Below are 26,588 nucleotides of genomic sequence, written 5' to 3' on the forward strand. Positions count from 1 at the left end.
GCGCGATGCCGGCTAGCTCGCCAACACCCACTCGCCGATGATGCGGAACCTTGCCTTGGCATCATCCTGCTTGAACAACGAGAGGCGATCGATCGCCAGTGCATCGCAGCCGAGACCCGCAAACCTCTCCCGCAGCATCGCCAGGATCGGCCCGCGCCGATCCGCATCCAGGCGCCCCGTCAGGGTCATGTGGAAGCGGAATTCCTCCATCACGTACGGATATCCCCAACGGTCGAGATAATCGCGCTGTCGCTCGCTCAGCTTCTCCGGCTTGCGCCGGGCGCGGTCCTCGGCCGTCAGCTCGCTCCGGAAAGCATCGAAATCGCGAACGCAATCGGCGGCGAGCGCCTCGAGCGCGCCGACCGGCTCGGCCGGAATGACGGCGATGAAGCCGCTGATGGCATCGACAATGGGGCGGATCGTCGGGATTGACCGTGTCTTGCTAGCGAATGTCGCGCAGGCAGCCAGGAGCTCGGCTTCGCTCTTGTCAGGCGCGAGCGCCATCGGCGCCTTCAGCGTGCCGTGAAAGCCGTATTTGCGGGGATCGGCGGTGACGTCGCGCCAGTCGGGTGCGACACGCAGTGCGTCGCGCGGAAACGGCAGCTCGTCACCGGTATAGGCATCGTAGCCGAGCAGCTCGGCGCCGAAGGGGGTGAGGGCGCTGTCAGTGCCGGCAGCAAAATAGATCGCGTAGCGGGGAAAACCTGTCATCGTCCGAACATAGCCGGTTTACGCCGCAACGACAGCCTCGCGCGGCGTTGCCGCCGCGGTGAGCAGCCGTGTCGCATCGGTGAGATGCGCGAGCTTGCCTCCGGCGATCACGGCAACGAGGCGCGGTCGCAGCGGCACGGTGTCGTCCACGAGCAGGATGTCGGCCCGGCGTCCTTCGGCGAGAAGGCCGCGATCGAGCAGGCCGGTTGCGCGCGCAGGCCCGACAGAGACCAGATCCCAGGCCTTCGCCAGCGGCAGCACGCCATCGGCAGCGAGACGGAAGGCCGCGAGCAGCTGCGCGGGATAATAATAGTCCGACGCCAGCACCGAGCAGAGCCCCATGGCGATCATGTCGGATGCCTTGGTCCAGCCGGTGTGGCTGCCGCCGCGCACGACGTTGGGCGCGCCGAAGACGATGGCGTCGCCATGGCTTGCCGCCGCCTGTGCCGTCTCCAAATTGACCGGAAACTCGGCGATGTCGGCGCCGAGCTCGCGAAATTCCTGCCGCATCGACGGCGTCGCGTCGTCATGTGAGAGCATCCGCACCTCGGCGGCGCGGGCCGCGGCGGCCAGCCGCGACACCGACGCCGGCACGTCTGCGGCGCGCGAGACGACCCGGTCGACCAGCCTGTCGAAGTCCTCGCTGGACAGTCCGGTGCGCTCGACCATGCGGTTGCGCTTGCGCGGCTTGGCCATGTCGGCGACCGTGCCGTCCATGTGGTCGTTGAAGGCGAACAGGTCGACGCGGCCCTCGCCGAGCCACTCCGTGATCTCGGCCTCGGCATCGAGATTGTAGGTCTCGTGCCGCAGGTGGAAGCGGGTGTCGGCGGCGAACTGCGGGCGCTGCCGCTCGATCGCCTCCATCAGGCCGCGCGCATTGCCGGCGCTGCGCAGGCCCGGCTCCCACGAGCAGGTGGTGGCGTGAAACACCGTGGTGATGCCGTTGCTGATCGCCTGGCGGTCGCTGTCGGCAAGCGCGATATCGATCGGGAAATCGACGCCGGCGCGCGGCATCATCTGCCGCTCGAAGGCATCGCCGTGAATGTCGACGATGCCGGGCAGGACCAGGAGGTTGCGCGCGTCGATCGCGAGCCGCGCCCGGCCCCGCGAGGCATCGACCTGCGCGATGTCCGCTCCGGACACGAGAAGCGAGGTTTCGGCGAATTCGGCGCCGATCAGGACCCGGCCGCCTTCAAGGAAAATATCTGTCACGCGACCGCGCTCTTCTTGCTGGCCAGAGAACCGTTATTGGCCTGTGCTTCATATGTTGCGAGGAAATCTTCAATCCCGAGCTTGCGGAAATGGGGCAGTGCCTCACGCAATTTGTCGTGATCCCAGTCCCACCATGCCAGCTTCGCGAGCCGCCCGGCAACCTCTTCCGAGAACCGCCGCCGCACGATGCGCGCCGGATTGCCGGCGACGATGGTGTAGGCCGGCACGTCCTTGGTGACGATGGCGCCGGCCGCGATCACCGCGCCGGTGCCGATGTTGCGGCCCGGCAGCACGACCGCGCCATGGCCGATCCAGACGTCATGACCGATATGGACGTGATGCTGGCGCCGCCAGTCGAAGAACTCGTGGTCGTCGCTCTCGCCGGGGAAGTAGGCGCTGGAGCGATAGGTGAAATGCGCCTGCGTCGCACGGTCCATCGGATGATTGCCGGGATTGATCCGCGTCATCGCCGCGATCGAGCAGAACTTTCCGATCGTGGTGTAAGTGATCTGCGCGTCGTTCACGACGTAGGAGTAATCGCCCATCGCCACTTCGTGCAGGATCGTGCGGGCGCCGACCTCGGTATAGGTACCGAGCCTGGTTTCGTGCAGCCTGGCCGTGGGATCGATGGTCGGTTGGATTGAGAGCACCTTGCCGGCCATGTTGCGTCCGAACGTTCGAGGGCGGGCACTCCTCTTCGAGTTGCTTAATGACAATGTCATGACGCAACGATGACAGGGGACGAGGTGTGTAGGATCGCCGCACCGCAACGCGTGTGTCACACAAGTGTCAAGCGCCGGCGTTAGCGGTGGGCTCCAGCTACTCTCTGGAGCCCTGCATGCTGGTGGTTGAAGGTCTGACGTGCCGCTTTGGCGCAAAAGCCGCGGTGGACGACGCTTCGTTTCAAATCTCCCCCGGCGGATTCGTCGGTGTGATCGGACGGTCCGGTGCCGGCAAGTCGACCTTGCTCCGGACTATCAACCGCCTGGTGACGCCGACCGAGGGGCGCATCCTGTTCGACGGCACCGACGTGACCGCGCTGCGCGGCAAGGAGCTGCGGCAGTGGCGGGCCCGGTCCGCGATGATCTTCCAGCAGTTCAACCTGGTCGGCCGCCTCGACGTTCTCACCAACGTCCTGATGGGGCGCCTCGCGACCATTCCGGCCTGGCGTTCGCTCTCGCAGATCTGGCCTGAGCAGGACAAGGCGCTGGCCATGTCCGCGCTCGAGCAGTTCGACATCGCTTCGCTCGCGGCCCAGCGCGCCGACCAGCTTTCCGGCGGCCAGCAGCAGCGCGTCGCAATCGCCCGCGCGCTGGTGCAGCAGCCCGACATCATCCTCGCCGACGAGCCGATCGCCTCGCTCGATCCGCGCAACACCAAGATCGTCATGGATGCGCTTTTGCGCATCAACAAGCATTTCGGCATCACCGTGCTCTGCAATCTGCATTCGCTCGATCTGGCGCGCAGCTATTGCGATCGCCTGATCGGCATGGCGCAGGGCCGCGTCGTGTTCGACGGCGTGCCGTCCGAGCTGACCGATCAGGTCGCCCGTGAGCTCTACGATCTCGAAGCCGCCGACGTCATGGGCGGAATGCCTGTCCCGGCGCCCGAGGGCGTTCCGGCGCTTGGAACGGCCGCGGCGGCCTGAGCCGCGCCGCACCTGTTGAATTGCCAGTTTTCGCGTCAACCGATCCCAACCGATCAAGAGGGTATCATGATCACTCGTAGACTCATCCTTGCCGGCGCTGCCGCGCTCGCCTTCACCACCTCGGCTCTCGCGGACGACTGGAAAGCCAAATACCCCGAACTGACCTTCGCGGTCGTTCCGGCCGAGAACGCTTCCGGCGTCACCGAGCGCTGGACCCCGTTCGTCGAATATCTCTCGAAGCAGCTCGGCGTGAAGGTCACGCTGCGCATCGCCAACGACTACGCTGCCGTCATCGAAGGCCAGCGCGCCGGCAACATCCATATCGCCAGCTACGGCTCGGCCTCGTTCGCCCGCGCCCGCCTGACCGGCGTCAAGACCGATGCCTTCGCCAACGACATCAACGCCGACGGCTCGACCGGCTACTACTCGGTGTTTTTCGTCAAGGCGAACAGCCCCTACAAGAAGGTCGACGACCTCAAGGGCAAGAACCTCGGCCTCGTCGACCCGAACTCGACCTCCGGCAACAACGTGCCGCGTTTCGAGCTCGACAAGATGGGCATCGCGGATGCCGACACCTATTTCAGCAAGGTCGTCTTCACCGGCAGCCACGAGAACGCGATCCTGGCGCTGTCGCAGGGCACCGTCGACGTCGCCGCCAATCAGTGGACCAGCGACGACGATTCCACGCTTGCGCAGATGCTGACCAAGAACATGCTGAAGAACGCCGACGGCTCGGCGATGAAGAAGGACGACTTCCGCATCATCCACAAGTCGGCGCCGATCATCAACGGCCCCTATGCCTACAATTCCGACCTGCCGGAAGATGCCAAGGCCGCGATCGCCAAGGCATTCTTCGATGCGCCGGCCAAGGACAAGGCCGCGTTCGACCGCCTGTCGGACGGCCAGAAGAAGGGCTTTCATCCCGCCACCACCAAGGACTGGGATGGCACGATCGAGCTGATCAAGTTCGTCGACGCACTGCGTAAGAAGAAGGCGTCCTGAGTTCTCGGGACGACGTTACTCGAGCCGGGTCGATGGACCCGGCTCTTTCTCTTTGACCGGCCACTTGTGCTGACCAGATGACCGTCGCGGTTTCGATCCTCCCCGAGCAGCAACTGGCCGCGTTGAACGCCGCCTATCGCCAGGCGGTCGCGCGCAAGCGGCTGCGCCTCCTGCTGGGATTCGTGGTGTTTGCCGCCGCGCTGGTCCTCGCCGGCATCGGGGCAGAGGTGAATCTGCGCACGCTGTTCACCTATTTCGGCAACTTCGTCAGCTATTTCGACCGCATCCTCACGCTCGACAGCGGCCAGCGGGTCTGGACCGATATCGGCGAATGGCTCTGGGGCTGGAAAAAATGGCTGAAGATGCTGGGCGAGACGCTGCTAATCTCCTATGTCGGCACGCTGATCGGTGCGACCCTCGCGTTTGGCCTGAACTTCTTCGCCGCTGAGAATACCTCGCCGTCGCCGTGGGTGCGCTTCGTGGTGCGGCGCCTGCTCGAGTTCGCGCGCACCGTTCCGGGCATCGTCTTTGCGCTCGTCTTCGTGATCGCCTTCGGGCTCGGCCCGATGGCCGGCGTCCTGGCCATTGCCATCCATTCCACCGGCGCGCTCGGAAAGCTGTTCTCGGAGATCGTCGAGAACGCCGACATGAAGCCGGTCGAGGGCATCCGTTCGACCGGCGCGAGCTGGCTGTCCTGCATGCGCTTTGCGATTTTGCCGCAGGTCACGGCGGGTTATGCCAGCTACGCGCTGCTGCGCTTCGAGATCAACGTTCGCGAGGCCTCCGTCATGGGCTTTGTCGGCGCCGGCGGCATCGGGCAGGAGCTCGTCGTCGCCATCCGCAAGTTCTATTACTCCGACGTCAGCGCGATCCTGCTGTTGATCATCATCACCGTCTTCATCATCGACATCACCACCGGCTGGCTGCGCGGCCGCCTGTTCGGCAAGGAGGCGCGGACGTGACGCCGCAGGAGGTCGACACCGCGCAGATGCGCGCGCGTTACCCCGACGTGTTCGACCGGCCCGCCTCGGCGCGGCTGGCGACGCCGGCGACGATCGTCGCGGCCTTCGCGATCCTGGTCTACGGCCTCGTCGATCTCGATTTCTCGCCGTCGCGCTTCTTCGCAGGCCTCAGCCAGCTCGGCTGGATCAGCGTGATGATGATTCCGCCGGATCCCGGCTCCTCGCTGCCGGTCTATCTGAAGGCGCTGGGCGAGACGCTGTCGATCGCGCTGCTCGGCACGACGCTGGCCGCGGTGTTCGCGCTTCCGGTCAGCCTGCTGGCCGCGCGCAACGTCATACCCTCTCAGATCCTGCGCTTCCCCGTGCGGCGCTTCCTGGATTCGATCCGCGGCGTCGACACGCTGATCTGGGCGCTGGTCTGGATCAACGTGGTCGGGCTCGGCCCGTTCGCCGGCGTGCTCGCCATCGCGGTGTCGGATTTTGGCGCGTTCGGAAAGCTGTTCTCGGAAGCGATCGAGGGCGCCGACCAGAAACAGGTCGAGGGTATCCGCGCCTCCGGCGGCAGCCCGCTGCACGAGATCCGTTTTGGCCTGTTGCCCCAAGTGCTGCCGGTGATCGCCGGACAGGTTCTCTATTTCATCGAATCCAACACCCGCTCCGCCACCATCATCGGCATCGTCGGCGCCGGCGGCATCGGCCTCCAGCTCGCCGAGCAGATCCGCGTACTGGAATGGCAGAAGGTGTCGTTCCTGATCCTGATGATCCTGGTTGCGGTTGCCGCGATCGATTTCATCTCGGGCAAGCTGCGGTTTGCGATTATTGGGCGCAGGGCTGTGGCCTGAGCAAAGGCGCCGTAGGGCGGGCAAAGCGGCTTGTCCGCCGTAGCTCGAAGAGCGAAGGCGGAAGCGTGCCCACCACTGCCGAAAGCTTGGAAAGATCGTGGGCACGGCGCTGTCGCGCCTTTGCCCGCCCTACGGCTCTGGTTTCTTGGAGAGAGCCCTTCTACGACTCCACCAAAAACTCCACCCGCTCCGCCGCAAACCGCGAATGCTTCGTCACCAGCGGCTTGCCGTCGAGATCGTGGTCGGTCGCATCGACCACCAGGATCGGCCGTCCGAGCGGAAGATCGAGCCGCGCGGCATCGGTTGCGTCAACGATGCCGGCGGTGATCCGGGTGGCGCCGCGGCGATAGTCGCGCACGCCGTAATGTTCGAGCAGCTTCGTCATAGAGCGCGTCGCGGCGAACACCTCGCCGGCGCCCGGAAACAGGTCCGCTGACAGCCAGGTGGTGGAGACGCAGATCGGCGTGCGGTCGGCAAGCCTGATCGCCTCGATCCGCACCAGCGGCGCGCCGGTCTTCAAGCCCAGTTCCCGCGCCAGCTCGCGGGTCGCGACATCCGCGGATGCCTCGAGCAGGCGGCCGTGCGGCTCGCGGCCGTCGGCGCCGACGATCTCGGAAAAGCGCGTGCGCGAACGCAGGGGATAGGCGAGCTTCTGTGCCTCGACATAGGTTCCGCTGCCGCGCTCGGCGCGCACGATGCCGCGCTCGGCAAGCGCTGCCAGCGCGCGCCGCACGGTGTGGCGGTTCACCCGGTAGGTTTCGGCGATCTCCATCTCGCCCGGTAATTTGTCGCCGGCCGCAAAGCGGCCGTCGGCAATGCCGCGCTCGATGCCGTCGGCAACGAGGCGCCAAAGCGCGACGCCCGAGGAGGCGGTGTCCTGCATGCTCATGTCGCGGGCAACCTACTCCAGAAATCACACCTTTGTCACGAAACAGTCATGGCGCTTGCGTATCAAGTTGTCTAGTATCATAGACAACTTGGATTCGGCAAGTTCTGTCAAAAGCTCGGTGGATTTGGTGACCCAGCACAACAACCAGCAAGCCCAGCGCCAGGCCGCAATGGCCGTGCTGGCGCATGCGGAGGCGGGCGAGATCGCCGCTCGCCTCCGCAACTTCGCGCTTCCACCCCATCAGGATCTGCGCGCGCCGGAAAACGGCCTCGTCATGCTGCGCGGCCGGGTCGGCGGTGACGGCGCGCCGTTCAATCTCGGCGAGGCGACGGTGTCGCGTGCTGCGGTGCGGCTCGCGAGCGGCGAGGTCGGCTTCGGCTACACGCTCGGGCGCGACGGTGAGAAGGCGCGGTTGATCGCGTTGTGCGATGCGCTGGTGCAGTCACGGGATTTTGGTGCGGCCGTCGAGCGCGACGTGATCGCACCGTTGCGCGAGCAACTGCTCGCGGAGCGCAAGCAGGCGGCGGCCGAGACCGCCGCAACGAAGGTTGATTTCTACACCATGGTGCGCGGTGAGGGGTGAGATCATGACCACGATTGCGGAATTGCCGCCGGGGTTCGCCGACAAGGTGTTGTCGGCGCAATCGACCTTTCGCTCCGTCATGGACGCGATGGCGCGGCCGGGCTCGGTCCAGCGCATCGTGCCGATGGCTGGAACGGCCGGCCCGATGATGCGCGGCACCGCCGCGATCGCTTTGACACTGTTCGACCACGACACGCCGCTCTGGCTCGATGCGCAGCTGGCCGAAAGCACCGAATTGGTGAAGTGGCTCAAGTTCCACACCGGCGCGCCGGTCGTGCAGGACTCCTCGATCGCGGCGTTTGCGCTGATCAGCGACGGCGTCCTGCTGCCGGCGCTGGAGCGTTTCGCGCTCGGCACCAACGAATATCCGGACCGTTCGACCACGGTCATCATTCAGGTCGAGAGCCTGGATGCGGGCCGCGGCTTCGAGCTGCACGGCCCCGGCATCGACGGCGTCGCGACGCTGCAGGCCTCGATCAAGCCGTCCGACCTGTTCGAGCGCCTGCGCATGAACGAGGCGCTGTTTCCGCGCGGCATCGACGTGGTGCTGGTCGCCGATGACGCCGTGGTCGCGATCCCCCGCACCACGCGCGTCGTGAGCAAGGAAAGCTGAAGCATGTATGTCGCAGTCAAAGGCGGCGAGCGCGCCATCGAGAACGCCCATCGCCTGCTCGCCAATGCGCGGCGCGGCGACCAGAGCGTTGCGGAAGTCACCCTCGACCAGATCTCGGAGCAGCTTGGGCTCGCCGTCGACCGCGTCATGAGCGAAGGCTCGCTCTATGACCGCGAACTCGCAGCGCTGGCGATCAAGCAGGCGCGCGGCGATCTGATCGAGGCGATCTTCCTGGTCCGCGCCTTCCGCGCCACGCTGCCGCGCTTCGGCACGAGCGAGCCGGTCAACACCGGCACGATGCGCGTGCAGCGGCGGGTGTCCGCGACCTTCAAGGACATTCCCGGCGGCCAGATTCTCGGGCCGACCTTCGACTATACGCACCGCCTGCTCGATCCCTCGCTCGCGGAAGGCTTCGTGCCGGAAGCGCCGGCGACATCAGAGGCCTCGACCGCGGCGACGCCGCGCGTGACCGACATTCTCGGCCGCGATGGGCTGATCGAATCCTCGCCGCAGGCGGAAGACGGCGCCAGCGTCGGCGATCTCACCCGCGAGCCGCTGAACTTCCCGGCCGATCGCGACCTGCGCCTGCAAAACCTCGCGCGCGGAGACGAGGGCTTCCTGCTGGCGATGGGCTACTCCACCCAGCGCGGCTATGGCCGCAATCATCCCTTCGTCGGCGAGATCCGCTTCGGCGAGGTCGAGATCGAATTCTTCGCCGAGGATGTCGGCTTCGCCGTGCCGCTCGGCTCGATCGAGCTGACCGAGTGCCAGATGGTCAACCAGTTCAAGGGCTCTGCGACGGAAGCGCCGTGCTTCACCCGCGGCTACGGCCTTGCCTTCGGCCAGAGCGAGCGCAAGACCATGTCGATGGCGCTGCTGGACCGCGCGCTGCGTGCCCGCGAGCTCGGCGAAGAGGCCGTGGCCCCTGCGCAAGATGAAGAATTCGTGATGTCGCATTCGGACAACGTCCAGGCGACCGGCTTCGTCGAGCATCTGAAGCTGCCGCACTATGTCGACTTCCAGTCCGAGCTTGGCCTGCTCCGCAAGCTGCGCAAGGAGTTTGCCGAGGCCAATGCGCCCGATGCCATGAAGGAGGCCGCGGAATGAACGCGCCCGCCTACAATTTCGCTTATCTCGACGAGCAGACCAAGCGGATGATCCGCCGCGCGATCCTGAAGGCGATCGCGATCCCCGGTTATCAGGTGCCGTTCGCCAGCCGCGAAATGCCGATGCCCTATGGCTGGGGCACCGGCGGCGTGCAGGTGACCGCGGCGATCCTCGGACCGCAGGATGTGCTCAAGGTGATCGACCAGGGCTCCGACGACACCACCAACGCGATCTCGATCCGGAAATTCTTCGCCAAGACCGCGGGCGTCGCCACGACCACCGCGACGGACGAGGCGACCGTGATCCAGACCCGTCACCGCATTCCGGAGACGTCGCTGCACGCGAACCAGGTGCTGGTCTACCAGGTGCCGATCCCCGAGCCGCTGCGCTTCCTCGAGCCGCGCGAGACCGAGACGCGGCGCATGCATGCGCTCGCCGAATACGGCCTGATGCACGTCAAGCTGTACGAGGACATCGCCCGCTTCGGCCACATCGCGACCGCCTACGCCTATCCGGTGAAGGTCAACGCGCGCTACGTGATGGACCCGTCGCCGACGCCGAAATTCGACAATCCCAAGATGGACAATTGCCCGGCGCTGCAGCTGTTCGGCGCCGGTCGCGAGAAGCGCATCTATGCGATCCCGCCCTATACGCAGGTGGTGTCGCTCGATTTCGAGGATCACCCGTTCGAGCCGTACCGCTTCAACGCGCCCTGCGCGCTGTGCGGCGCCGAGAACTCGTATCTCGACGAGATCGTCACCGATGACAAGGGTGGTCGCATGTTCGTCTGCTCGGACACGGATTATTGCGAGGGCCGCCAGGCCGCCGGCCACCATGGCGCCCTCAGCGCCGCGCCGTACAAGGAGAAGGCGGGCTCCCATGGTCGATCAAATGGCTGATCAAGACATGCGCGAAAACGACCAGCCGCTGCTGGTCGCGGAGTCCCTCAGCAAGTCCTATGGCCGCATCGCCGCCTGCCGTGACGTGTCGTTCTCGCTCTATCCCGGCGAGGTGCTGGCGATCGTCGGCGAATCAGGCTCGGGCAAGTCGACGCTGCTGCAGATGCTGTCGGGCCAGCTCACGCCGAGCGGCGGCCACGTGTCCTATCGCATGCGCGACGGGATCACCCGCGACCTCACCACATTGGGCGAAGCCGAGCGACGCTTCCTGTTCCGCACCGACTGGGGCTATGTCCACCAGGATCCCGCGCAGGGCCTGCGCATGGCGGTCTCGGCCGGCGCCAATGTCGGCGAGCGATTGATGGCGGTGGGCTGGAATCACTATGGCCGCATCCGCGACACCGCCTCCGACTGGCTGACCCGTGTCGAGATCGACATCGCCCGCATCGACGACGCGCCGCGCACCTATTCCGGCGGCATGCGCCAGCGGCTCCAGATCGCGCGCAACCTCGTCACCGAGCCGCGGCTGGTGTTTATGGACGAGCCGACCGGCGGCCTCGACGTCTCCGTGCAGGCGCGCCTGCTCGACCTCGTGCGCAGCCTCGTCGCTGAGCTGCATCTCGCCGTCATCATCGTCACCCACGACCTCGCGGTCGCGCGCCTGTTGTCGCACCGCGTGATGGTGATGAAGGGCGGCCGCGTCATCGAGACCGGTCTCACCGACCAGGTGCTCGACGATCCCCGCGAGCCCTATACCCAACTCCTCGTCTCCTCGATTCTGCCGCCATGAGTTCGCCAATGACCGCCATGATCGAAATCACTGATGCGAAGAAGACCTTTACGATGCACCTGCAGGGCGGCATCGAGCTGCCTGTCGTCAGCGGCGTGACCTTTCACGTCAATCCCGGCGAATGTGTCGTGCTGTCGGGGCCGTCGGGCGCCGGCAAGTCGTCGATCCTGAAGATGATCTTCGGCAATTACCGCTGCGACTCCGGCCGCATCGGCATCCGCCATCGCGGCGCCGTGGTCGACCTCGCCACCGCCGAGCCGCGGCAGGTGCTCAACATCCGCCGCTCCACCATCGGCTATGTCAGCCAGTTCCTGCGGGCGGTGCCGCGGGTCGCGACCATCGACGTCGTCGCCGAGCCGCTGATCGTCAACGGCATGAGCCGGGCCGACGCCCAGGCACGCGCCGGAGAGCTGCTGCACCGCCTCAATATCCCTGAAAGGCTCTGGCAGCTTCCGCCCGCGACCTTCTCCGGCGGCGAGCAGCAGCGCGTCAACATCGCGCGCGGCTTCATCTCGGACCTGCCGATCCTGCTGCTGGACGAGCCGACCGCCTCGCTCGATGCCGCCAACCGCGCCGTCGTGGTCGAGCTGGTCGCCGAGAAGAAGCGCCAGGGCGTCGCCATGGTCGCCATTGTCCATGACGACGAAATCCGCCATCTGATTGCCGACCGTATCGTTGACGTCACCAGTTTTGCCGCCGCCGCCTGAAGGACAAGGGAAATGAACGCCAAGCCGAAGGAATCACTGATCGCCAACGCCAGGATCGTGCTGGCTGACCGGGTGATCGAGCAGGGCTGGCTCGCTCTTGCCGACGGACGCATCGGCGAGATCGGCGAGGGCAGGGCGCCCGCCGGCGCCGAGGATGCCGGCGGCGATCTCGTGATGCCCGGCCTGATCGAGCTCCACACCGACCATCTCGAAGCGCATTACGTGCCGCGCCCGAAAGTGTTCTGGAATCCGGTTGCTGCCGTGATCTCCTATGACGGCCAGCTCGCCACATCGGGCATCACCACCGTGTTCGATTCGCTCCGGGTCTGGCGCGAGGACGGCGCCGAGGAGGTCGATGGCCGCGCCGGTGTGCTTGCAGCAGCCATCACCACCGCGCGCGAGGCCAGCCTGCTGCGCGCCGACCACTTCCTGCACCTGCGCTGCGAGATCCCGATGCCGAGCGTGGTCGAGGAGGCCAAGGAGCTGATCGACCGTCCCGACGTCAAGCTGATGTCGCTGATGGACCACACCCCCGGCCAGCGCCAGTTCCGCGACGAGGTCAAGCTGCGCGACTATTATCGCGGCAAGGGCGGCGGCAAGACCGATGCCGAGCTCGACGAGCTGTTCGCCAAGCGCTTCGAGTACCAGAAGAAATACGCCGCGGCCAACATGCGCGAGATCGTGGCGCTGGCGCATCAGTACAAGATCCCGCTCGCGAGCCACGACGACACCACCGAGGAGAACGTCACGGACGCCGTGCGCGATCGGGTTTCGGTGGCGGAATTCCCGACCACGCTGGAGGCCGCGCGCGGCCTGCACCAGGCCGGCATCGACATCCTGATGGGCGCGCCCAACGTCGTGCGCGGCGGTTCGCATTCCGGCAACATCGCCGCGGTCGATCTCGCCCGCGAAGGCCTGCTCGACATCCTGTCGTCGGACTACATCCCGTCGAGCCTGTTGATGGCCGCGCTGCAATTGCCCGAGCACGTGCCGGCGATCAGTCTTCCGGCCGCGGTTCGCACCGTGACCAAGGCGCCTGCCGAGGCGGTTGGCCTCACCGACCGCGGCGAAGTCGCGACCGGCAAGCGCGCCGATCTGATCCGCGTGCACGTCGCCGGCAGCATTCCGGTGGTCCGCAGCGTCTGGCGCGAAGGACACCGCGTCGCATGAGCGAGACCGAGACCATGGCACAGGCCACGGCGGGCGGGATCGGACCCGGGCGGCTCGTGCTCGTGGTCGGCCCCAGCGGTGCCGGCAAGGACACGCTGCTGCGGCTCGCGCAGGCGGCCTGCGCCGACGACCAGGACGTCGTCTTCCCGCGCCGGGTCGTGACGCGCGCTTCCTCCGCCGACGAGGACAACGTCGCGGTGAGCGAGGACGAATTCCGCCGCGCCCAGGAGCATGGCGACTTCGCCGTGCATTGGGAAGCGCACGGGCATTCCTATGCGCTGCCGCTCGGCATCAATGACGATATCCGCGCCGGGCGCGCGGTCGTCGCCAATGTCTCGCGCACGGTGATCGGTGCGCTGCGCCAGACTTACGCAAACGTCGTCGTGGTCGCGATCACGGCGCCGCCGGACGTGCTGGCGCAGCGGCTTGCCGCGCGCGCGCGGCACAGCGACGGCAATCTCGCCGAACGGCTGTCGCGCAGTGTCGGCGACTCATCGGCCAATGCCGATGTCACCATCCTCAACGCGGGCAGCGCGGACTATCACGGCCGCCAGCTCGTGCGCGTGATCAGGAATGAATGCTGGCAAGAGTGATTGCCGGCACAACAAGGAGAACGGAATGTCGGTGATCGAAACGGTCGAACAGCTCGAAGCCATCTACGGCGCCACCAACGACGCCTCGACCGTAAAAGTCGCCGACCACGTCACGCCGCTCTACCGGATCTTCATCGAGAAGGCGCCCTTTGCCGCGCTCGCGACCATCGGGCCCGAAGGTATCGATTGCTCGCCGCGCGGCGATCTCCCCGGCTTTGTCCGCATCCACGACCCCAGGACGCTGATGCTGCCGGATCGCCGCGGCAACAACCGGGTCGATTCCCTGCGCAACATCGTGCGTGATCCGCGCGTGTCGCTGATGTTCCTGATCCCCGGCTCCGGCAATGCGGTCCGTGCCAATGGCCGCGCGCATCTCTCCGTCGATCCTGAGCTGTTGGCGTCGTTCAAGGTCGAAGGCAAGGCGCCGCGCAGCGTCATGGTGATGAACGTGGAAGAGATCTACTTCCAGTGCGCCCGCGCCATCGTCCGCTCCGATCTCTGGAATCCCGACAAGCGCATCGACCCTAAGACACTGCCGACGCCCGGCCAGATCCTCGCCGAGATGAGCCAGAACAAGGTCGGCGGCGCGCAGTATGACCGCATCTGGCCGGAGCGGGCTGCGGCAACGATGTGGTGAGCGGTGCTCTCTCGTCTCCCTCGCCCCGCTCTTGCGGGGAGAGGGCGGGGTGAGGGGCTCGCTCCGCAGGCGAGATCGTCGATAGGCCTGTACCCCCTCACCCGGACTGCATCTTCGATGCAATCCGACCTCTCCCCGCAAGCGGGGCGAGGTGAAGAAGCATCTCTCTCCTAATTAAACGCCATCCCGCCGCTCAGCGCCACCGTCTGCCCCGTCATATATGCATTGTCGACCAGCAGCATCACGGCTTTCGCTACCTCGTCCGCCGTACCGAAGCGGCCGAGCGGGATGCGGCTGACGAGTTGCGGCTGGCCGCTCATCATGTCGGTCTCGATCAGCGACGGCGCAACCGCGTTGACCGTGATGCCCTCCTTGACCAGCCGTGCCGCATAACCGCGCGTCAGTCCCTCCATCCCGGCCTTGGATGCGTTGTAGTGCGGGCCGATCGAACCGGCACCGCGCGCGGCACCCGAGGAGATGTTGACGATGCGGCCCCATTTCCGCGCCCGCATCGACGGCAGCACCGCCTGCGTGCAGAGGAAGACGGATTTCAGATTGACCAGAATGGTGCGGTCGAAATCCTCTTCGGTGAGATCGTCGACGCCGCGCGTGATGGCGATGCCGGCATTGTTGACCAGGATGTCGATCGGCCCGAGCCCGGCGGTGACGCGCTCGACCATTCCAGCGACAGCCTCGCGCTGCGAGACATCGGCGGCAACGACGACGGCGCGGCCGCCCTGCCTGACGATCTCGCCTGCCAGGTGCTCGGCCTGTCCGATCTGCTCGCGACAATTGATCGCCACGGCTGCGCCGGCCTCAGCCAGTGCGCGGCAGACGGCTGCCCCGATCCCGCGCGAGCCGCCCGTGACGAGCGCCGTGCGCCCCTTCAGATCATCCGCCATATCAAGACCTCCCAACATCATCGGCTTCGTTGCTACCGCGAGCCTATCATGCCGGGTGGCGCGGGCGTGTTGAACTCATCGCGAGATGAATCCGACTGTCAATGCTTGCCGCGGGAGAAGCGCCGCGGCGCGCGGCTTTCAAATATGGATAGCCATTTCATTGACCAATCGCGCCAATCGCTCGATATTCGCAGCATCGAAACTGCTCCTCGAGCCCAAAGCCGCACCATGAGAACCGATCGCCAGCGCAATCTCGACGACATGCAAGCGTGCATGACGCGGCGCTGTTTCTCGGCGGCAACGGGCGCCTGTTGTTGTTGCTGATCGCCTCCTAGCAACACCTACATCGCAACTCCCAAGACAGGAGCGCCGAACTTCGGCGAACGAGCAGCCATGTCCCAATCCCAATCCAACGCCTATATCATCGAGATCCAGGATCGCGCCGCCGGCATCATCACGAGAGATGAGCGCGGCTTCCGCTTCTTCTCCTCCGAGCGCCTGTTCGACAGCCTCGAAGGCCGCCAGTTCCGTTCGGCGCGCGAGGCCGAACGCGCCGCGCGTGCCGTGTTGTCCGAGCGGAGCCGGCGCGCGAACGCCTCCCTCTTCGCCAACTGAACCTGACGCAAAGGATCGCAACATGATTGCACGACGACATCTCCTGACCGCCGCGCTGCTGCTCGCCACAGCCTTCGCCGCGCCTGCGCGCGCCGAGGACAAGCCGGCGGAAATCCGCATCGGCACCCAGAAGGGCGGCTTCTTCCCGGCGGTGCGCCAGCGCCAGACGCTCGAAAACGCCTTCAAGCCGCTCGGCATCGAGGTCAAGTGGATCGATTTCCAGTTCGGCCCGCCGCTGCTCGAAGCCATCAATGTCGGCAGCGTCGATTTCGGCTATGTCGGCGATGCCCCGCCGATCTTTGCGCAGGCCGGCGGTGCGAAGATCCGCTATGTCGCTGCGGTGAAATCGGACGGCAACACCCAGGCCATCATTGTGCCGAAGGATTCGCCGATCAAGTCGCTGGCGGATCTCAAGGGCAAGCGCGTCGCCTTCGGCAAGGGATCGAGCGCGCACAATCTACTGGTCGCGGCGCTCGAAAAGGCCGGCCTGTCCTGGTCCGACATCACACCGGCGCCGCTCGCGCCGGCCGATGCGACGGCCGCCTTCGTCAAGGGCTCGGTCGATGCCTGGTCGATCTGGGATCCGTATCTTGCACTCGCAGAACTGAAGGAAAATGCGCGCGTCCTCGTCTTTGACAAGGACGTGCACAAGCCGAATGCGTTCTATATCGCCAACTCGGATTTCGTTGAGAAGTACCCGTCGCTGGTCGCCAGGCTCAACACGAGCTTCGCTTCCGAAGGCGTCTGGGCCAACGAGCACCACGAGAACGTCGCCAAGGCGCAGGCCGACGCGACCGGCGTCGACATCGAGGCCGTCAGGCGCTTCGTGGATCGCTCCAACTTCCGCGTCGTGCCGCTGGATGCCGAAATCGTCGCAAGCCAGCAGGCCGTTGCCGACCGCTTCGCAAAGCTCGGCCTGATCCCGAAGCCGGTCAATGTGTCCGACATCGTCTGGAAATGGACACCGGGCTCCTGAGGCTCACCCCTTCAGCGCTGCCAGCAATTCATCCGGGCGCTCAGCCATGATCATGTGGCCTGCGCCCGGCACGACGACGGTCTTTGCATTCGGGATCGCCGCGGCAAGCGCCTTGCCCGCTTTCGCGGGCGTCATCATATCGCGCTCGCCGAGGATGAGCGTCGCCGGCACCTTCACGGTCGCGGCAGCGGCGAGCGCATTCGCGTAGGCATTGCAGGCCGACAGATCCCTGAACAGCACGCCCGGCTCGCAAGCCTTCAGCACGGCCTGCGCGCCGCCATGCATCCACAGGCCCGGGGCGAGGCTGCCGCCGAGCTCGGCGTTGAAGCCGAGGCCCCAGATCGACACCATGTCGTTGGCATCCTGCGAATTGGCTTCGGCAGCCTTGAGCAGATCCGGGCCGACCGTCATGGTCGCGGCGGTGCCGATCAGGCTCAGCGCGGACACCTTGTCGGGGTGACGCGCGGCGGTCTCGAGCGAGATCAGCGATCCCATTGAATGGCCGATCAGGTGCGCCTTCGCGGCTCCAGCGGCATCGAGCAGCGCCGCGGTCCAGTCCGCCATCTCGGCGATGCTCGATAGCGAAGGGCCGGCCGAGCGGCCGTGGCCCGGCATGTCAGGCGCCAGCACGCCAAAACCGTGATGGGCGAACCAGCGCGTATGCAGCGCCCAGGTCGAATGATCGAAACCCGCGCCGTGGATGAAGACGACCGTCGGCAGGGATTTGTCGAATTCGCGGCCGCCGGTTGCGGCAAACACCTCGGCGCCGTTGACGGAAAGCTTCATGGTGTCAGACCTTTTGCGAGATGCGCAGCGCTTGGTTGAGGTCGTCGATGATGTCCGACGCGGTCTCGATGCCGACCGACAGCCGCACCAGCTCCTCGCCGATGCCGGCCGCCTTGAGCTGCTCGGCGTCCATCTGCTGATGCGTGGTCGAGGCGGGGTGGATCACCAGCGTCTTGGCGTCGCCGACATTGGCGAGATGGCTGATCATGCGCAGCGACTCGATGAATTTTCGTCCCGCGGGCCGGCCGCCCTTGATGCCGAAGGAGACGATCGAGCCCGCACCGCGCGGCAGCAATGTCTTGGCGAGCTGATAGTCGGGATGGTTTTCCAGCGAGGGATGCAGCACCCAGTCCACTGCCTTGTTGGCCTTCAGCGCCTCCAGCACCAGGTGCGTGTTCTGCATGTGCCGGTCCATGCGCACGCCGAGCGTCTCGACGCCCTGCAGGAGCTGGAACGCGTTGGTCGGCGACAGGCAGGCGCCGAAATCGCGCAGGCCTTCGGTGCGGGCGCGCATGATGAAGGCCGCCGTGCCGAACTGCTCGTCGAAGACGATGCCGTGATAGCCGCCATAGGGCTCGGTCAGCACGCCGAATTTGCCGGAGCCGCGCCAGTCGAAGCGGCCGCCGTCGACGATGGCGCCGCCGATCGCGATGCCGTGGCCGCCGATCCACTTTGTCGCCGAATGCATCACGATGTCGGCGCCGAGCTCGATCGGCCGGCTGAGATAGGGCGTCGCAAAAGTGTTGTCGATCAGCAGCGGAATCTTCGCCTCATGCGCGATCGCCGCGACCTTGGGAATGTCGAGCACTTCGAGCCCGGGATTGCCGATGGTCTCGCCGATCACGAGCTTCGTGTTCGGCTTGATCGCCGCGCGGAACGCATCGAGATCACGCGGCTTCACGAAGGTCGTGGTGATGCCGAAGCGCGGCAGCGTATGCGCCAGCAGATTGATGGTGCCGCCATAGAGCGAGCTCGATGCCACGATGTGGTCGCCGGCGTTGAGCAGCGTCGCGATGGCCAGGTGCATCGCGGCCATGCCGCTCGCGGTGCAGATCGCGCCGACGCCGCTTTCCAGCGCCGCCAGCCGTTCCTCCAGCACGCCGGTGGTCGGGTTGGAGATGCGGGTATAGATGTGGCCGGCGCGCTCCAGGTTGAATAGCGCAGCGGCATGGTCGGAATCCTGGAACACATAGGACGTGGTCTGGTAGATTGGCACCACGCGGGCGCCGGTCGCGGGATCCGGATGCTGGCCCGCATGCAGGCTCAGGGTCTCGAAGGCAGGCGGTTTCGGCGCGGGCATGCGTGGCCTCGTTGGTCGGTCGGCGAGGCGGCTCTTGTGCCACAAAACCGCGCACGAAGTCAGCCATTGACAGCGCTGCCTATGCTCCCTCGCCCCGCCTGCGGGGAGAGACGAAGTAACATCTCAACCACGCTACCCGCGGATGGCCTGCTCGATGACACCTGCCTCCCGCAGCAGGATCTCCGCGACCTCCTGCTCGCGGCGGGGGCCGAGCCTTGTCCGAACGGCGGAGACGGTCATGGCTGCGGCCGGCTGCCCGTCCGGCGTCTTGATCCAGGTCGAGATCGATTTCGTGCCCTGCACCAGGCCGATCTCCCTCAGATAATAACCTCGCTTCCGTGCCGCGGCGACCTGGCCCAATACGCTGGCGGCGTCGGTCTGGTAGGCGCCGAACCGCTTCTCGTTGGCTGCGACGATTTTTCGCGCGTCCTGCGCGGGCATCGCGGCGAGGATGGCGACGCCGGCGCTGGAGACGCCGAGCGGCCGGCGCGCGCCGATCTCGATCGACAGCACCTGGATCGGATAGATTCCGATCCTGCGGTCAACGCATAGCGTGTCGTTGCCGGTCCGCACCGTCAGGAACAGCGTGTCGCCGATCGCGGTGGAGGCGCGTTGCAGCGACGGGTTCGCGGCGACCAGCAGCCGTGACGGCCGCGGCCGTGCGAGCGCCAGCTCCGGCACCTGGTTGCCGATCGCGTAGCGGCCGCTTTTGCCGTGCCGTTCGACGATGCCTTCCTCGATCAGCACATGCACGATGCGATGCACGGTCGGACGCGTGAGGCCGGTCGCCCGCACCACCTCGGCCAATGGCACACCGTCTTCGCGGCCTGTGGCAAGAATACGCAGCACCGAGAGCGCGCGCCGGATCGCCTGCGCGCCTTGCCGCGGTTCCAGCGCATTGCGGGCGGATTTTCTGGAATCGGCTCTGTCCATAATGTGGACAAGAACGCCATAATTCGCTCGACAGGTAAAGCGCGCATCTGGAGATTGCGCGGCGATCGAGCGCCCTGCGCAACGTCAAGGCGTTCGAAGCAATTGGAAGCGCCGCTGGGAGGTTAACATGAGATTAATCGCGATTGCCATAGCTGCCGTCACCGCGATTCTGGCAGGGCCCGCATCGGCCCAGCAATGGCCGGCCCGCAGCGTCAAGCTGATCGTGCCCTATCCGGCCGGCGGCAATGTCGACAGCGCCGCGCGCATCATCGCCGACAAGCTTCAGGAAAAGCTCGGCCAGCCTTTCATCATCGAGAACAAGGCCGGCGCCGGCGGCATGATCGCGGGCGAGGCGTTCGCGAAGTCGGCACCCGATGGCTACACGCTGTTCGTCGGCGCCAACGGTCCGGTGCTGTTCGCGACCGAGATCAACAAGCGCGAAGCCTATAACTGGAAGAAGGACTTCCTGCCGATCTCGACCATCTCGATGACGCCGCTGGTGCTCGAAGTGCATCCGTCGGTGCAGGCCAACAATTTCAAGGAATTCATCGACCTCGCCAAGCGCGAGCCCGGCAAGCTGACCATGGCCTCGCCCGGTCCCGGCACCACCAACCATCTGCTCAGCGAGCTGATGCAGTCGAACCTCGACCTGCAATGGGTCACCGCGCATTACCGCGGCAACGCGCCGGCGATCAACGATCTCCTCGGCGGCCAGGTGCAGTTCGCGTTCGACCAGCTCACGGTCAGCCTGCAGCACATCAAGGCCGGCTTGTTCCGCGCGCTCGCGGTCACCAGCCCGCATCGCCTGAAGTCGCTGCCCGACGTGCCGACCTTCGCCGAGCTCGGTTACAAGGACTTTGATGGCCAGACTTTCACCGGCCTGTTCGCGCCCGCCGGTACGCCGGCGCCGATCGTCGACAAGCTGCACGAGACGCTGGTCGCGATCCTGAAGGACCCCGGCGTGGTCGACAAGTTCGAGAAGCTCGGCGGCGAAGCGACGCCGATGACGCCGGACGAGTTCAAGGCCTATCTCGGGCGCGAGGACGCCAAGTGGATTCCGGTCGTGCGCAAGGCCAACATCAAGGCGGACTGATCGATGCGGATCGACCCTACCGAGCTTGGTGCGGAGCGCATCTACCGGCTGATGACCGGCATCGTGGTGCCGCGCCCGATCGCGTGGGTCACGAGCCTGTCGAGCAAGGGCGTGCTCAACCTCGCGCCGTTCAGCGCCTTCACCTTCGTCTCGCAGAAGCCGCCGATGCTGGCCATCAGCGTCGGTCGCAAGGGCGCCAACTACAAGGACACCGCGCACAACATCCTCGATACCGAGGAATATGTGATCCACATCGCCGATACCCCGCTGATGTCCGCGGTGCACGACAGCTCAATCGAGCATCCGCCTGAAATCAGCGAGGTCGCGGAGCTTGGCCTCGAGACGATCGCGAGCGAGCGCATCAAGGTGCCGCGGCTTGCGGCGGCACCGGTCGCGATGGAGTGCCGCTTCCGGCAATGCCTTGAATTCGGCGACGCGAAGAGCCGGCTCATCGTCGGCGAGGTCGTGATGTTCCATTTGCGCGACGGCCTCGTCAATGACGGCAAGGTCGAGACCAAGGCGCTCGACCCGATCGCGCGCATCGGCGGTCCGCGCTACGCCACGCTCGGCGAAATCGTGACGCTGAACACGGTCTTCCAGACGCCCAAATCGAAAGACTGAGTGCGCGGGCCCCGGCCGCGCCTCAAGACACTTCTTAAGATATTTGGAGAACGACAATGCGACTGGTGAGCTATCTGGTGGACGGAGAGCCGCGCTATGGCGCTGCCATCGAAGGGGGCGTGGTCGATCTGACCAAACGAATCGGCCGCGACTTCTCCGACGTGAAGGCGCTGATCGCGGCCAATGCGCTCGCCGACGCGCAGGAGGCGGTGGCCGGACAAAAGCCCGACTACGCGCTGGACAAGCTCGTGTTGCTGCCGCCCGTGCTGGCGCCGGAAAAACTGTGGTGCATCGGCGTCAACTACGCCGAGCGCAACGCCGAATACAAAGACAATTCGGACCTGCCCAAATATCCGAGCCTGTTCGTGCGCAGCATGTCGTCGATGACCGGCTCCGGCCAGACGCTCGAGAAGCCCAAGGTGTCGGAGCAGCTCGATTACGAGGGCGAACTGGTCATCGTGATCGGGCAGGGCGGCCGCCACATTCCGCGCGAGAAGGCGTGGTCGCACATCTTCGGCATGACGCTGTGCAACGAGGGCACGATCCGCGACTGGCTGCGCCACGGCAAGTTCAACGTCACGCAGGGCAAGAACTTCGACCGCTCCGGCAGCATCGGCCCCTGGGTCGTCACCGCGGACGAACTCGACCCGCGCGGACCGCATGACATCATCACCCGCGTCAACGGCGAGGTGCGGCAGCAGGACACGACCGAGCGGCTGATGTTCCCGTTCGATTATCTGATCTCCTATCTCTCCACCTTCGCCACGCTGAAGCCGGGCGACATGATCGTGACGGGCACGCCGACCGGGGCGGGCGTTCGCTTCGACCCGCCGCGCTGGCTCAAGGTCGGCGACGTCGTCGAGGTCGAGTCCAGCCGCATCGGCGTGCTGCGCAACACCGTGGCCGCGGAGCAATAAGTCATGCTGGATGCCGCCACGATCGAACGCCTTGCCGCGCGCCTCGATGAGGCCGAGCGCACCAAGGCGCTGATCCCGATGTTCACGAAGGAGTATCCCGAGTTCAGCATCGAGGACGCCTACGCCGTCCAGCGCGTCTGGACCAGGCTGCAGCTCGGCCGCGGCCGCGTCATCAAGGGCCACAAGATCGGCCTGACCTCGAAGGCGATGCAGAACGCGGTCGGCATCAACGAGCCCGATTACGGCGTGCTGTTCGCCGACATGTTCTATGCCGACGCCACGCCGATCCCGTTCGACCGCTTTCACGCGCCGCGCATCGAGGTCGAGCTCGCTTTCGTGCTGAAGGCGCCGCTGCGCGGGCCGGATTGCACCATCTTCGACGTGCTCAACGCCACCGACTACGTCACGCCGGCGCTGGAGATTTTGGAGACGCGCATGCATCGCGTCGACCCCGAGACGGGCAAGACCCGCAAGGTCATGGACACGATCTCGGACAACGCGGCCAATGCCGCGCTGGTGCTCGGAGGCCGGCCGATCCGCCCGATGGATGCCGATCTGCGCTGGATCGGCGCGCTGCTGTTCCGCAACGGCGAGGTCGAGGAGACCGGGCTTGCTGCCGGCGTGCTCAATCACCCCGCCAACGGCATCGCCTGGCTCGCCAACCGCCTTGCGCCGCATGACGAGCATCTCGCCGCCGGCGAGGTCGTGCTGGCGGGATCGTTCACGCGGCCGGTCGACATCCGTCGCGGCGACACGTTCCATGCCGACTATGGCCCGTTCGGCTCGGTGTCCTGCCAGTTCGTCTGAACCAATACATAAGAGGGAGCGCACCATGACCGGTCAAACACGGCGCAAGAGCATCCATATCGGCGGCTTCAAGCACGCCAACCCGATTCCGAACGCCTGCCGCATCGGTAATCTCGTGATGTCAGGCGTCATCCTCGGTCGCGATGCGGCCGGCGTGATGCCCGAGAGCCTGGACGCGCAATGCGCCAACATGTTCGCGCATATGAAGGCGACGGTGGAAGCCGCCGGCGGCACCACCGATGACATCATCAAGATGACGGTGTGGCTGAAGGATCGCACGCAGCGCGCACCCGTCAATGTCGAATGGCTCAAGATGTTTCCGGACGAGCATTCGCGCCCGGCGCGCCACGCGCTGCCGATGGACAACATGGACGGCGGCGCGCTGGTGCAGTGCGACTTCACCGCCGTGATCGACTGAAGGAGCGTTTGCATGCCGACCTATATGCCGTTCGATCCGAATCCGCGCCGCCCGATCAAGGCACCGCCGCCGAAGACCGTCGACAGCCAGTTTCACGTGCTGGGTCCGCTGGAGAAATATCCGGAGCGCCCCGGCGCGGCCTATCGGATGCCGACCGCGACCTGGGAAGCGGCGCTACGCGTGCACAAGACGCTCGGCATCGAGCGCGGCATCATCGTGCAGACTACGACTTACGGCGCCGACCATTCCGTCGTGCTCGACGGCCTCGCGGCGATGGGTCCGAACTACCGCGGCTGCGCCAACGCGCTGGTGTTCGCGGAGGCGAGCGATTCCTATCTGTCCACGCTGCATGACGCCGGCGTCCGCGGAGCGCGCTTCAGCTTCCGCCAGGAGCTTGGCGCCGTGCTGTCCGATGCCGATTTCGCCCGGGCGATTGCGCGGATCCGTGAGCTCGGCTGGTATGTGAAAATCCAGCCCGAGAAGGACGGCATCGTCTCCAGTGTCGCGAAGTACGAAAATCTCGACGTGCCGGTGCTGATCGACCACATGGCGCGGCCCGTGCCCTCGAACGGCAAGGACGATCCCAACCTGCGCAAGATGCTGGAGCTGCTCAAGAAGGGCAATTTCTGGGTCATGCTCTCGCTCGGCGAGAAGACCTCGCAGGCAGGTCCTCCTTACGACGACGTGATCCCGATCGCGCGCACCTATATCGAGGCGGCGATCGACCGCTGCGTCTGGGCCAGCGACTGGCCGCATCCGGTCTCGGTGAAGCAGCCGCCGAACGATGCCGACCTGCTCGAACTGATGTTCCGCTTCGCGCACGACCAGGCCGAGTTGGAGAAGATTTTGGTGCACAATCCGGCAAAGCTGTTCGGCTTTCCGGACTAGCGCCAGACCCTCCGCGTCATTGCGAGGAGCCCGCGACAAAATTGCGAAGCAATTTTGCGCTGGCGACGAAGCAATCCAGACTGTGTCTGCGGAGGCAGCCTGGATTGCTTCGCGGAGCCTGTCATCGGGCCGCGCTACGCGCGGACCCGTTGGCTCGCAATGACGAGCGTGGTCTCCGCGCTCACACCGCCGGCTGCTTCGCCAGCCGGTCCCGCACCCCGGCCGCGATCTCGAACGAGCGCAGCCGGGCGGCGTGATCGTAGATCTGCCCGGTCGTCATCAGCTCGTCCGCGCCGGTCTCAGCGATCAGTGCCTTCAGCTTCTCCTCGACAACATCGGGCGTGCCGACCGCGGAGCAGGACAGCGACTGGCCGACGCCGGCCTTCTCGGCCGGCGACCACAGCGCGTCCATGTCGTCGACCGGCGGCGGCAGCGGGCCGGGCGTGCCGCGGCGCAGGTTGATGAACTGCTGCTGCAGCGAGGAGAACATGCGCTGCGCCTCGACATTGCTGTCGGCGGCGAACACGTTGACGCCGACCATCGCGTAGGGCTTGTCGAGCTGCGCCGAGGGCTCGAAGCGCGCGCGATATTCGCGTAGTGCCGGCATCATCATCTGCGGTGCGAAATGCGACGCGAAGGCGAATGGCAGGCCGAGCATCGCCGCAAGCTGCGCGCCGAACGTGCTCGATCCCAAAATCCACAGCGGCACCTTCGTCCCCATGCCGGGCACGGCACGGATCGCCTGGTTCGGCTGCAAATCGCCGAGCAGCGCCTGCAATTCCAGCACGTCGTGCGGAAAATTCTCGGCAGCGGTCGCAAGGTCCCGCCGCAGCGCCCGCGCGGTGAACTGGTCGGTGCCCGGCGCCCGCCCGAGCCCGAGATCGATCCGCCCGGGATAGAGCGACTCCAGCGTGCCGAACTGCTCGGCGATGACGAGCGGCGAATGGTTCGGCAGCATGATCCCGCCGGAGCCGACGCGGATCGTCTTCGTCCCGCCCGCGACATGCCCGATCACCACCGACGTCGCTGCGCTGGCGATGCCCGTCATGTTGTGGTGCTCGGCGAGCCAGAACCGCTTGAAACCCCACTTCTCCGCATGCTGGGCAAGGTCGAGCGAATTGCGGAACGCCTGCGAGGCGTCGGAGCCCTGCTTGATAGGCGCGAGGTCGAGCACGGAGAACGGGATCATGGGGAGGGTTACCGGAGTGGGAGATCTGCGCGTCTGAGGGGATCACATGTAATGTCACTGCGTAGGATGGGTAGAGCGCAGCGAAACCCATCATGTACTTCATCGAAAGGTCTTGATGGGTTTCGCTTTGCTCTACCCATCCTACGAGGCAGTTCGAGCGTCCCACACCCCCGTTCACAACACTGTTATTGCGGCCCATTGCGCCCTTGGTCTCAACTGGGCGTTTCTCGCCTGTTGTTGTATCCTCGAACCAGCAACTGCCCGGTCGCCCGGAGGAACTGACATGAGCATTGTCGTACTCAACCGCCGCAATCTCCTCATTGTCGGCGGCTCCGTTCTGGCAGCCGGAGCTTCCGGGCTGCTGTTGCCGGCCCGCGCGGACGGTCTCGCACCGACCGAGACGATGTCGGGCGGGGCGAACAATTACCGCAAGGGCGCGGCGATCGTGGAGCGGATCGGCAAGGGCGGCTTCTGGATGAGCGGCACCGTGCGCCGCGCCGGCGACGGCGCTCCGCTCGCAGGCCAGCGCATCCAGATCTGGGCGCACACGGTCGAGGGCCAGGAGCACGAGCCGCAGAGCCATGGCGCCACGCTCACCGACAAGGACGGAAAATTCCGGCTCGAGATGCCGCAGATCATTCCGATCTTCGGCCAGCCGCACGGCCACCTCGCCTATGACAGCGATGAGTTCAAGACCGTCTTCCTGCGGCCGGTGATGCGGAGCCCGAAGGAAACCAGCCTCGAGGCGCACTTCGTGCTGCAGCCGGCCTGAGCGAAT

The 26,588-nt window shown here is 65.8% G+C and carries 31 protein-coding genes; 22 read left to right on the forward strand and 9 right to left on the reverse strand.

Annotated elements, in window-relative coordinates; translation table 11 throughout:
* Positions 1-12: 12 nt before the first annotated feature.
* From VGR99_RS01980 to VGR99_RS01990, 3 genes are read right to left on the reverse strand one after another with little or no spacing between them, the layout of a single operon-like run.
* The gene (locus VGR99_RS01980) at positions 13-711 is read right to left on the reverse strand and encodes a DUF1045 domain-containing protein (protein WP_326896622.1); all 699 of its coding nucleotides are present in this window, start codon (positions 709-711) and stop codon (positions 13-15) included.
* 18 nt (positions 712-729) lie between these two features.
* Positions 730-1,923: an alpha-D-ribose 1-methylphosphonate 5-triphosphate diphosphatase gene (locus VGR99_RS01985; protein ID WP_326896623.1), complete on the reverse strand. Its 1,194-nt coding sequence runs from the start codon at positions 1,921-1,923 to the stop codon at positions 730-732.
* A complete protein-coding gene (locus VGR99_RS01990; protein WP_326896624.1) occupies positions 1,920-2,585 on the reverse strand; it encodes a chloramphenicol acetyltransferase in 666 nt (221 codons plus the stop codon). Before VGR99_RS01990 ends, VGR99_RS01985 begins: the two co-directional genes overlap by 4 nt.
* A 176-nt stretch (positions 2,586-2,761) precedes the next feature.
* On the opposite strand from VGR99_RS01990, the gene phnC reads away from it, so the two are divergent.
* The 4 genes from phnC to phnE (VGR99_RS02010) all read left to right on the forward strand — a co-directional run bounded on the left by phnC (position 2,762) and on the right by phnE (VGR99_RS02010) (position 6,377).
* Complete coding sequence (gene phnC / locus VGR99_RS01995; protein WP_326896625.1) at positions 2,762-3,571, forward strand: phosphonate ABC transporter ATP-binding protein; 810 nt, start codon at positions 2,762-2,764, stop codon at positions 3,569-3,571.
* A 66-nt stretch (positions 3,572-3,637) separates the two neighbouring features.
* The gene (gene phnD, locus VGR99_RS02000) at positions 3,638-4,573 is read left to right on the forward strand and encodes a phosphonate ABC transporter substrate-binding protein (RefSeq protein ID WP_326896626.1); all 936 of its coding nucleotides are present in this window, start codon (positions 3,638-3,640) and stop codon (positions 4,571-4,573) included.
* Between the two features lie 77 nt (positions 4,574-4,650).
* The gene (gene phnE, locus VGR99_RS02005) at positions 4,651-5,535 is read left to right on the forward strand and encodes a phosphonate ABC transporter, permease protein PhnE (protein ID WP_326896627.1); all 885 of its coding nucleotides are present in this window, start codon (positions 4,651-4,653) and stop codon (positions 5,533-5,535) included.
* A gap of 26 nt (positions 5,536-5,561) precedes the next feature.
* Positions 5,562-6,377, forward strand: coding sequence for a phosphonate ABC transporter, permease protein PhnE (gene phnE / locus VGR99_RS02010; RefSeq protein ID WP_326896841.1), 816 nt, complete (start codon positions 5,562-5,564; stop codon positions 6,375-6,377).
* A 160-nt stretch (positions 6,378-6,537) separates the two neighbouring features.
* Here phnE (VGR99_RS02010) and phnF read toward each other — a convergent pair whose 3' ends face one another.
* A complete protein-coding gene (gene phnF / locus VGR99_RS02015; protein ID WP_326896628.1) occupies positions 6,538-7,266 on the reverse strand; it encodes a phosphonate metabolism transcriptional regulator PhnF in 729 nt (242 codons plus the stop codon).
* Positions 7,267-7,384: 118 nt separating this feature from the next.
* On the opposite strand from phnF, the gene phnG reads away from it, so the two are divergent.
* From phnG to VGR99_RS02060, 9 genes are read left to right on the forward strand one after another with little or no spacing between them, the layout of a single operon-like run.
* Positions 7,385-7,849 (forward strand): phosphonate C-P lyase system protein PhnG, encoded by a 465-nt coding sequence (phnG, locus tag VGR99_RS02020; protein WP_414645084.1) that lies wholly within the window; start codon positions 7,385-7,387, stop codon positions 7,847-7,849.
* Between the two features lie 4 nt (positions 7,850-7,853).
* Positions 7,854-8,462, forward strand: coding sequence for a phosphonate C-P lyase system protein PhnH (phnH, locus tag VGR99_RS02025; protein ID WP_326896629.1), 609 nt, complete (start codon positions 7,854-7,856; stop codon positions 8,460-8,462).
* Positions 8,463-8,465: 3 nt separating this feature from the next.
* The gene (locus VGR99_RS02030) at positions 8,466-9,569 is read left to right on the forward strand and encodes a carbon-phosphorus lyase complex subunit PhnI (RefSeq protein WP_326896630.1); all 1,104 of its coding nucleotides are present in this window, start codon (positions 8,466-8,468) and stop codon (positions 9,567-9,569) included.
* Entirely contained in the window at positions 9,566-10,468 is a 903-nt protein-coding gene (locus VGR99_RS02035) for an alpha-D-ribose 1-methylphosphonate 5-phosphate C-P-lyase PhnJ (RefSeq protein WP_326896631.1), read from the forward strand. The genes VGR99_RS02030 and VGR99_RS02035 overlap by 4 nt, the downstream gene beginning before the upstream one ends.
* The gene (gene phnK / locus VGR99_RS02040; protein WP_326896632.1) at positions 10,461-11,258 is read left to right on the forward strand and encodes a phosphonate C-P lyase system protein PhnK; all 798 of its coding nucleotides are present in this window, start codon (positions 10,461-10,463) and stop codon (positions 11,256-11,258) included. Before VGR99_RS02035 ends, phnK begins: the two co-directional genes overlap by 8 nt.
* Positions 11,259-11,266: 8 nt before the next feature.
* Positions 11,267-11,965: a phosphonate C-P lyase system protein PhnL gene (gene phnL / locus VGR99_RS02045; protein ID WP_326896633.1), complete on the forward strand. Its 699-nt coding sequence runs from the start codon at positions 11,267-11,269 to the stop codon at positions 11,963-11,965.
* Between the two features lie 12 nt (positions 11,966-11,977).
* Positions 11,978-13,135: an alpha-D-ribose 1-methylphosphonate 5-triphosphate diphosphatase gene (locus tag VGR99_RS02050; protein WP_326896634.1), complete on the forward strand. Its 1,158-nt coding sequence runs from the start codon at positions 11,978-11,980 to the stop codon at positions 13,133-13,135.
* Entirely contained in the window at positions 13,132-13,728 is a 597-nt protein-coding gene (phnN, locus tag VGR99_RS02055) for a phosphonate metabolism protein/1,5-bisphosphokinase (PRPP-forming) PhnN (RefSeq protein ID WP_326896635.1), read from the forward strand. Before VGR99_RS02050 ends, phnN begins: the two co-directional genes overlap by 4 nt.
* Positions 13,729-13,753: 25 nt before the next feature.
* Positions 13,754-14,365, forward strand: a complete 612-nt coding sequence (locus VGR99_RS02060; protein ID WP_326896636.1) for a pyridoxamine 5'-phosphate oxidase family protein — start codon at positions 13,754-13,756, stop codon at positions 14,363-14,365.
* Positions 14,366-14,535: 170 nt separating this feature from the next.
* Here VGR99_RS02060 and VGR99_RS02065 read toward each other — a convergent pair whose 3' ends face one another.
* Complete coding sequence (locus tag VGR99_RS02065; RefSeq protein ID WP_326896637.1) at positions 14,536-15,267, reverse strand: SDR family NAD(P)-dependent oxidoreductase; 732 nt, start codon at positions 15,265-15,267, stop codon at positions 14,536-14,538.
* A 393-nt stretch (positions 15,268-15,660) separates the two neighbouring features.
* Between VGR99_RS02065 and VGR99_RS02070 the strand changes: the two genes are divergently transcribed.
* Together VGR99_RS02070 and VGR99_RS02075 are read left to right on the forward strand one after the other, a co-directional pair.
* Entirely contained in the window at positions 15,661-15,882 is a 222-nt protein-coding gene (locus tag VGR99_RS02070) for a hypothetical protein (protein WP_326896638.1), read from the forward strand.
* Between the two features lie 22 nt (positions 15,883-15,904).
* Positions 15,905-16,858 carry an aliphatic sulfonate ABC transporter substrate-binding protein gene (locus VGR99_RS02075; RefSeq protein WP_326896639.1) on the forward strand — a complete coding sequence of 318 codons (954 nt, stop codon included), beginning with the start codon at positions 15,905-15,907 and terminating at the stop codon, positions 16,856-16,858.
* Between the two features lie 3 nt (positions 16,859-16,861).
* Here VGR99_RS02075 and VGR99_RS02080 read toward each other — a convergent pair whose 3' ends face one another.
* From VGR99_RS02080 to VGR99_RS02090, 3 genes are all read right to left on the reverse strand, one after another.
* The gene (locus tag VGR99_RS02080) at positions 16,862-17,644 is read right to left on the reverse strand and encodes an alpha/beta hydrolase (RefSeq protein ID WP_326896640.1); all 783 of its coding nucleotides are present in this window, start codon (positions 17,642-17,644) and stop codon (positions 16,862-16,864) included.
* A gap of 4 nt (positions 17,645-17,648) precedes the next feature.
* Complete coding sequence (locus VGR99_RS02085; RefSeq protein ID WP_326896641.1) at positions 17,649-18,944, reverse strand: O-acetylhomoserine aminocarboxypropyltransferase; 1,296 nt, start codon at positions 18,942-18,944, stop codon at positions 17,649-17,651.
* 132 nt (positions 18,945-19,076) lie between these two features.
* Positions 19,077-19,877: an IclR family transcriptional regulator gene (locus tag VGR99_RS02090; protein WP_326896642.1), complete on the reverse strand. Its 801-nt coding sequence runs from the start codon at positions 19,875-19,877 to the stop codon at positions 19,077-19,079.
* A 127-nt stretch (positions 19,878-20,004) separates the two neighbouring features.
* Here VGR99_RS02090 and VGR99_RS02095 point away from each other — a divergent pair, with 127 nt between their 5' ends.
* Genes VGR99_RS02095 through VGR99_RS02120 form a run of 6 tightly spaced genes read left to right on the forward strand, consistent with a single transcriptional unit; the run spans position 20,005 to position 24,621 of the window.
* Positions 20,005-20,970: a tripartite tricarboxylate transporter substrate binding protein gene (locus VGR99_RS02095; protein WP_326896643.1), complete on the forward strand. Its 966-nt coding sequence runs from the start codon at positions 20,005-20,007 to the stop codon at positions 20,968-20,970.
* A 3-nt stretch (positions 20,971-20,973) separates the two neighbouring features.
* On the forward strand, positions 20,974-21,591 hold the full coding sequence (locus VGR99_RS02100; protein WP_326896644.1) for a flavin reductase family protein: 618 nt from the start codon (positions 20,974-20,976) through the stop codon (positions 21,589-21,591).
* A gap of 56 nt (positions 21,592-21,647) precedes the next feature.
* Positions 21,648-22,508, forward strand: coding sequence for a fumarylacetoacetate hydrolase family protein (locus VGR99_RS02105; protein ID WP_326896645.1), 861 nt, complete (start codon positions 21,648-21,650; stop codon positions 22,506-22,508).
* A gap of 3 nt (positions 22,509-22,511) precedes the next feature.
* On the forward strand, positions 22,512-23,315 hold the full coding sequence (gene hpaH, locus VGR99_RS02110; protein ID WP_326896646.1) for a 2-oxo-hept-4-ene-1,7-dioate hydratase: 804 nt from the start codon (positions 22,512-22,514) through the stop codon (positions 23,313-23,315).
* Between the two features lie 25 nt (positions 23,316-23,340).
* Positions 23,341-23,733 carry a RidA family protein gene (locus tag VGR99_RS02115; protein WP_326896647.1) on the forward strand — a complete coding sequence of 131 codons (393 nt, stop codon included), beginning with the start codon at positions 23,341-23,343 and terminating at the stop codon, positions 23,731-23,733.
* A gap of 12 nt (positions 23,734-23,745) precedes the next feature.
* Positions 23,746-24,621, forward strand: coding sequence for an amidohydrolase family protein (locus VGR99_RS02120; RefSeq protein WP_326896648.1), 876 nt, complete (start codon positions 23,746-23,748; stop codon positions 24,619-24,621).
* A 181-nt stretch (positions 24,622-24,802) separates the two neighbouring features.
* On the opposite strand, the gene VGR99_RS02125 is transcribed toward VGR99_RS02120, so the two are convergent.
* A complete protein-coding gene (locus VGR99_RS02125; protein ID WP_326896649.1) occupies positions 24,803-25,810 on the reverse strand; it encodes an LLM class flavin-dependent oxidoreductase in 1,008 nt (335 codons plus the stop codon).
* Positions 25,811-26,093: 283 nt separating this feature from the next.
* Here VGR99_RS02125 and VGR99_RS02130 point away from each other — a divergent pair, with 283 nt between their 5' ends.
* Positions 26,094-26,582 (forward strand): Twin-arginine translocation pathway signal, encoded by a 489-nt coding sequence (locus VGR99_RS02130; protein ID WP_326896650.1) that lies wholly within the window; start codon positions 26,094-26,096, stop codon positions 26,580-26,582.
* Positions 26,583-26,588: the final 6 nt, after the last annotated feature.

This window comes from Bradyrhizobium sp. (genome assembly GCF_035935975.1).
Taxonomy (GTDB): domain Bacteria; phylum Pseudomonadota; class Alphaproteobacteria; order Rhizobiales; family Xanthobacteraceae; genus Bradyrhizobium.

Coding starts and splice junctions, on each gene's coding strand:
- VGR99_RS01980 (WP_326896622.1), bottom strand. CDS start 711: ATGACAGGTTTTCCCCGCTACGCGATCTATTTTGCTGCCGGCACTGAC.
- VGR99_RS02085 (WP_326896641.1), bottom strand. CDS start 18,944: ATGCCCGCGCCGAAACCGCCTGCCTTCGAGACCCTGAGCCTGCATGCG.
- VGR99_RS02060 (WP_326896636.1), top strand. CDS start 13,754: ATGTCGGTGATCGAAACGGTCGAACAGCTCGAAGCCATCTACGGCGCC.
- VGR99_RS02065 (WP_326896637.1), bottom strand. CDS start 15,267: ATGGCGGATGATCTGAAGGGGCGCACGGCGCTCGTCACGGGCGGCTCG.
- phnH (WP_326896629.1), top strand. CDS start 7,854: ATGACCACGATTGCGGAATTGCCGCCGGGGTTCGCCGACAAGGTGTTG.
- phnE (WP_326896627.1), top strand. CDS start 4,651: ATGACCGTCGCGGTTTCGATCCTCCCCGAGCAGCAACTGGCCGCGTTG.
- phnD (WP_326896626.1), top strand. CDS start 3,638: ATGATCACTCGTAGACTCATCCTTGCCGGCGCTGCCGCGCTCGCCTTC.
- VGR99_RS02115 (WP_326896647.1), top strand. CDS start 23,341: ATGACCGGTCAAACACGGCGCAAGAGCATCCATATCGGCGGCTTCAAG.
- VGR99_RS02100 (WP_326896644.1), top strand. CDS start 20,974: ATGCGGATCGACCCTACCGAGCTTGGTGCGGAGCGCATCTACCGGCTG.
- VGR99_RS02030 (WP_326896630.1), top strand. CDS start 8,466: ATGTATGTCGCAGTCAAAGGCGGCGAGCGCGCCATCGAGAACGCCCAT.
- VGR99_RS02120 (WP_326896648.1), top strand. CDS start 23,746: ATGCCGACCTATATGCCGTTCGATCCGAATCCGCGCCGCCCGATCAAG.
- phnL (WP_326896633.1), top strand. CDS start 11,267: ATGACCGCCATGATCGAAATCACTGATGCGAAGAAGACCTTTACGATG.
- hpaH (WP_326896646.1), top strand. CDS start 22,512: ATGCTGGATGCCGCCACGATCGAACGCCTTGCCGCGCGCCTCGATGAG.
- VGR99_RS02095 (WP_326896643.1), top strand. CDS start 20,005: ATGAGATTAATCGCGATTGCCATAGCTGCCGTCACCGCGATTCTGGCA.
- VGR99_RS01990 (WP_326896624.1), bottom strand. CDS start 2,585: ATGGCCGGCAAGGTGCTCTCAATCCAACCGACCATCGATCCCACGGCC.
- VGR99_RS02035 (WP_326896631.1), top strand. CDS start 9,566: ATGAACGCGCCCGCCTACAATTTCGCTTATCTCGACGAGCAGACCAAG.
- phnF (WP_326896628.1), bottom strand. CDS start 7,266: ATGAGCATGCAGGACACCGCCTCCTCGGGCGTCGCGCTTTGGCGCCTC.
- VGR99_RS02080 (WP_326896640.1), bottom strand. CDS start 17,644: ATGAAGCTTTCCGTCAACGGCGCCGAGGTGTTTGCCGCAACCGGCGGC.
- VGR99_RS02125 (WP_326896649.1), bottom strand. CDS start 25,810: ATGATCCCGTTCTCCGTGCTCGACCTCGCGCCTATCAAGCAGGGCTCC.
- VGR99_RS02070 (WP_326896638.1), top strand. CDS start 15,661: ATGTCCCAATCCCAATCCAACGCCTATATCATCGAGATCCAGGATCGC.
- VGR99_RS02090 (WP_326896642.1), bottom strand. CDS start 19,877: ATGGACAGAGCCGATTCCAGAAAATCCGCCCGCAATGCGCTGGAACCG.
- VGR99_RS02105 (WP_326896645.1), top strand. CDS start 21,648: ATGCGACTGGTGAGCTATCTGGTGGACGGAGAGCCGCGCTATGGCGCT.
- VGR99_RS02075 (WP_326896639.1), top strand. CDS start 15,905: ATGATTGCACGACGACATCTCCTGACCGCCGCGCTGCTGCTCGCCACA.
- VGR99_RS02130 (WP_326896650.1), top strand. CDS start 26,094: ATGAGCATTGTCGTACTCAACCGCCGCAATCTCCTCATTGTCGGCGGC.
- phnN (WP_326896635.1), top strand. CDS start 13,132: ATGAGCGAGACCGAGACCATGGCACAGGCCACGGCGGGCGGGATCGGA.
- phnK (WP_326896632.1), top strand. CDS start 10,461: ATGGCTGATCAAGACATGCGCGAAAACGACCAGCCGCTGCTGGTCGCG.
- phnC (WP_326896625.1), top strand. CDS start 2,762: ATGCTGGTGGTTGAAGGTCTGACGTGCCGCTTTGGCGCAAAAGCCGCG.
- VGR99_RS02050 (WP_326896634.1), top strand. CDS start 11,978: ATGAACGCCAAGCCGAAGGAATCACTGATCGCCAACGCCAGGATCGTG.
- phnE (WP_326896841.1), top strand. CDS start 5,562: ATGCGCGCGCGTTACCCCGACGTGTTCGACCGGCCCGCCTCGGCGCGG.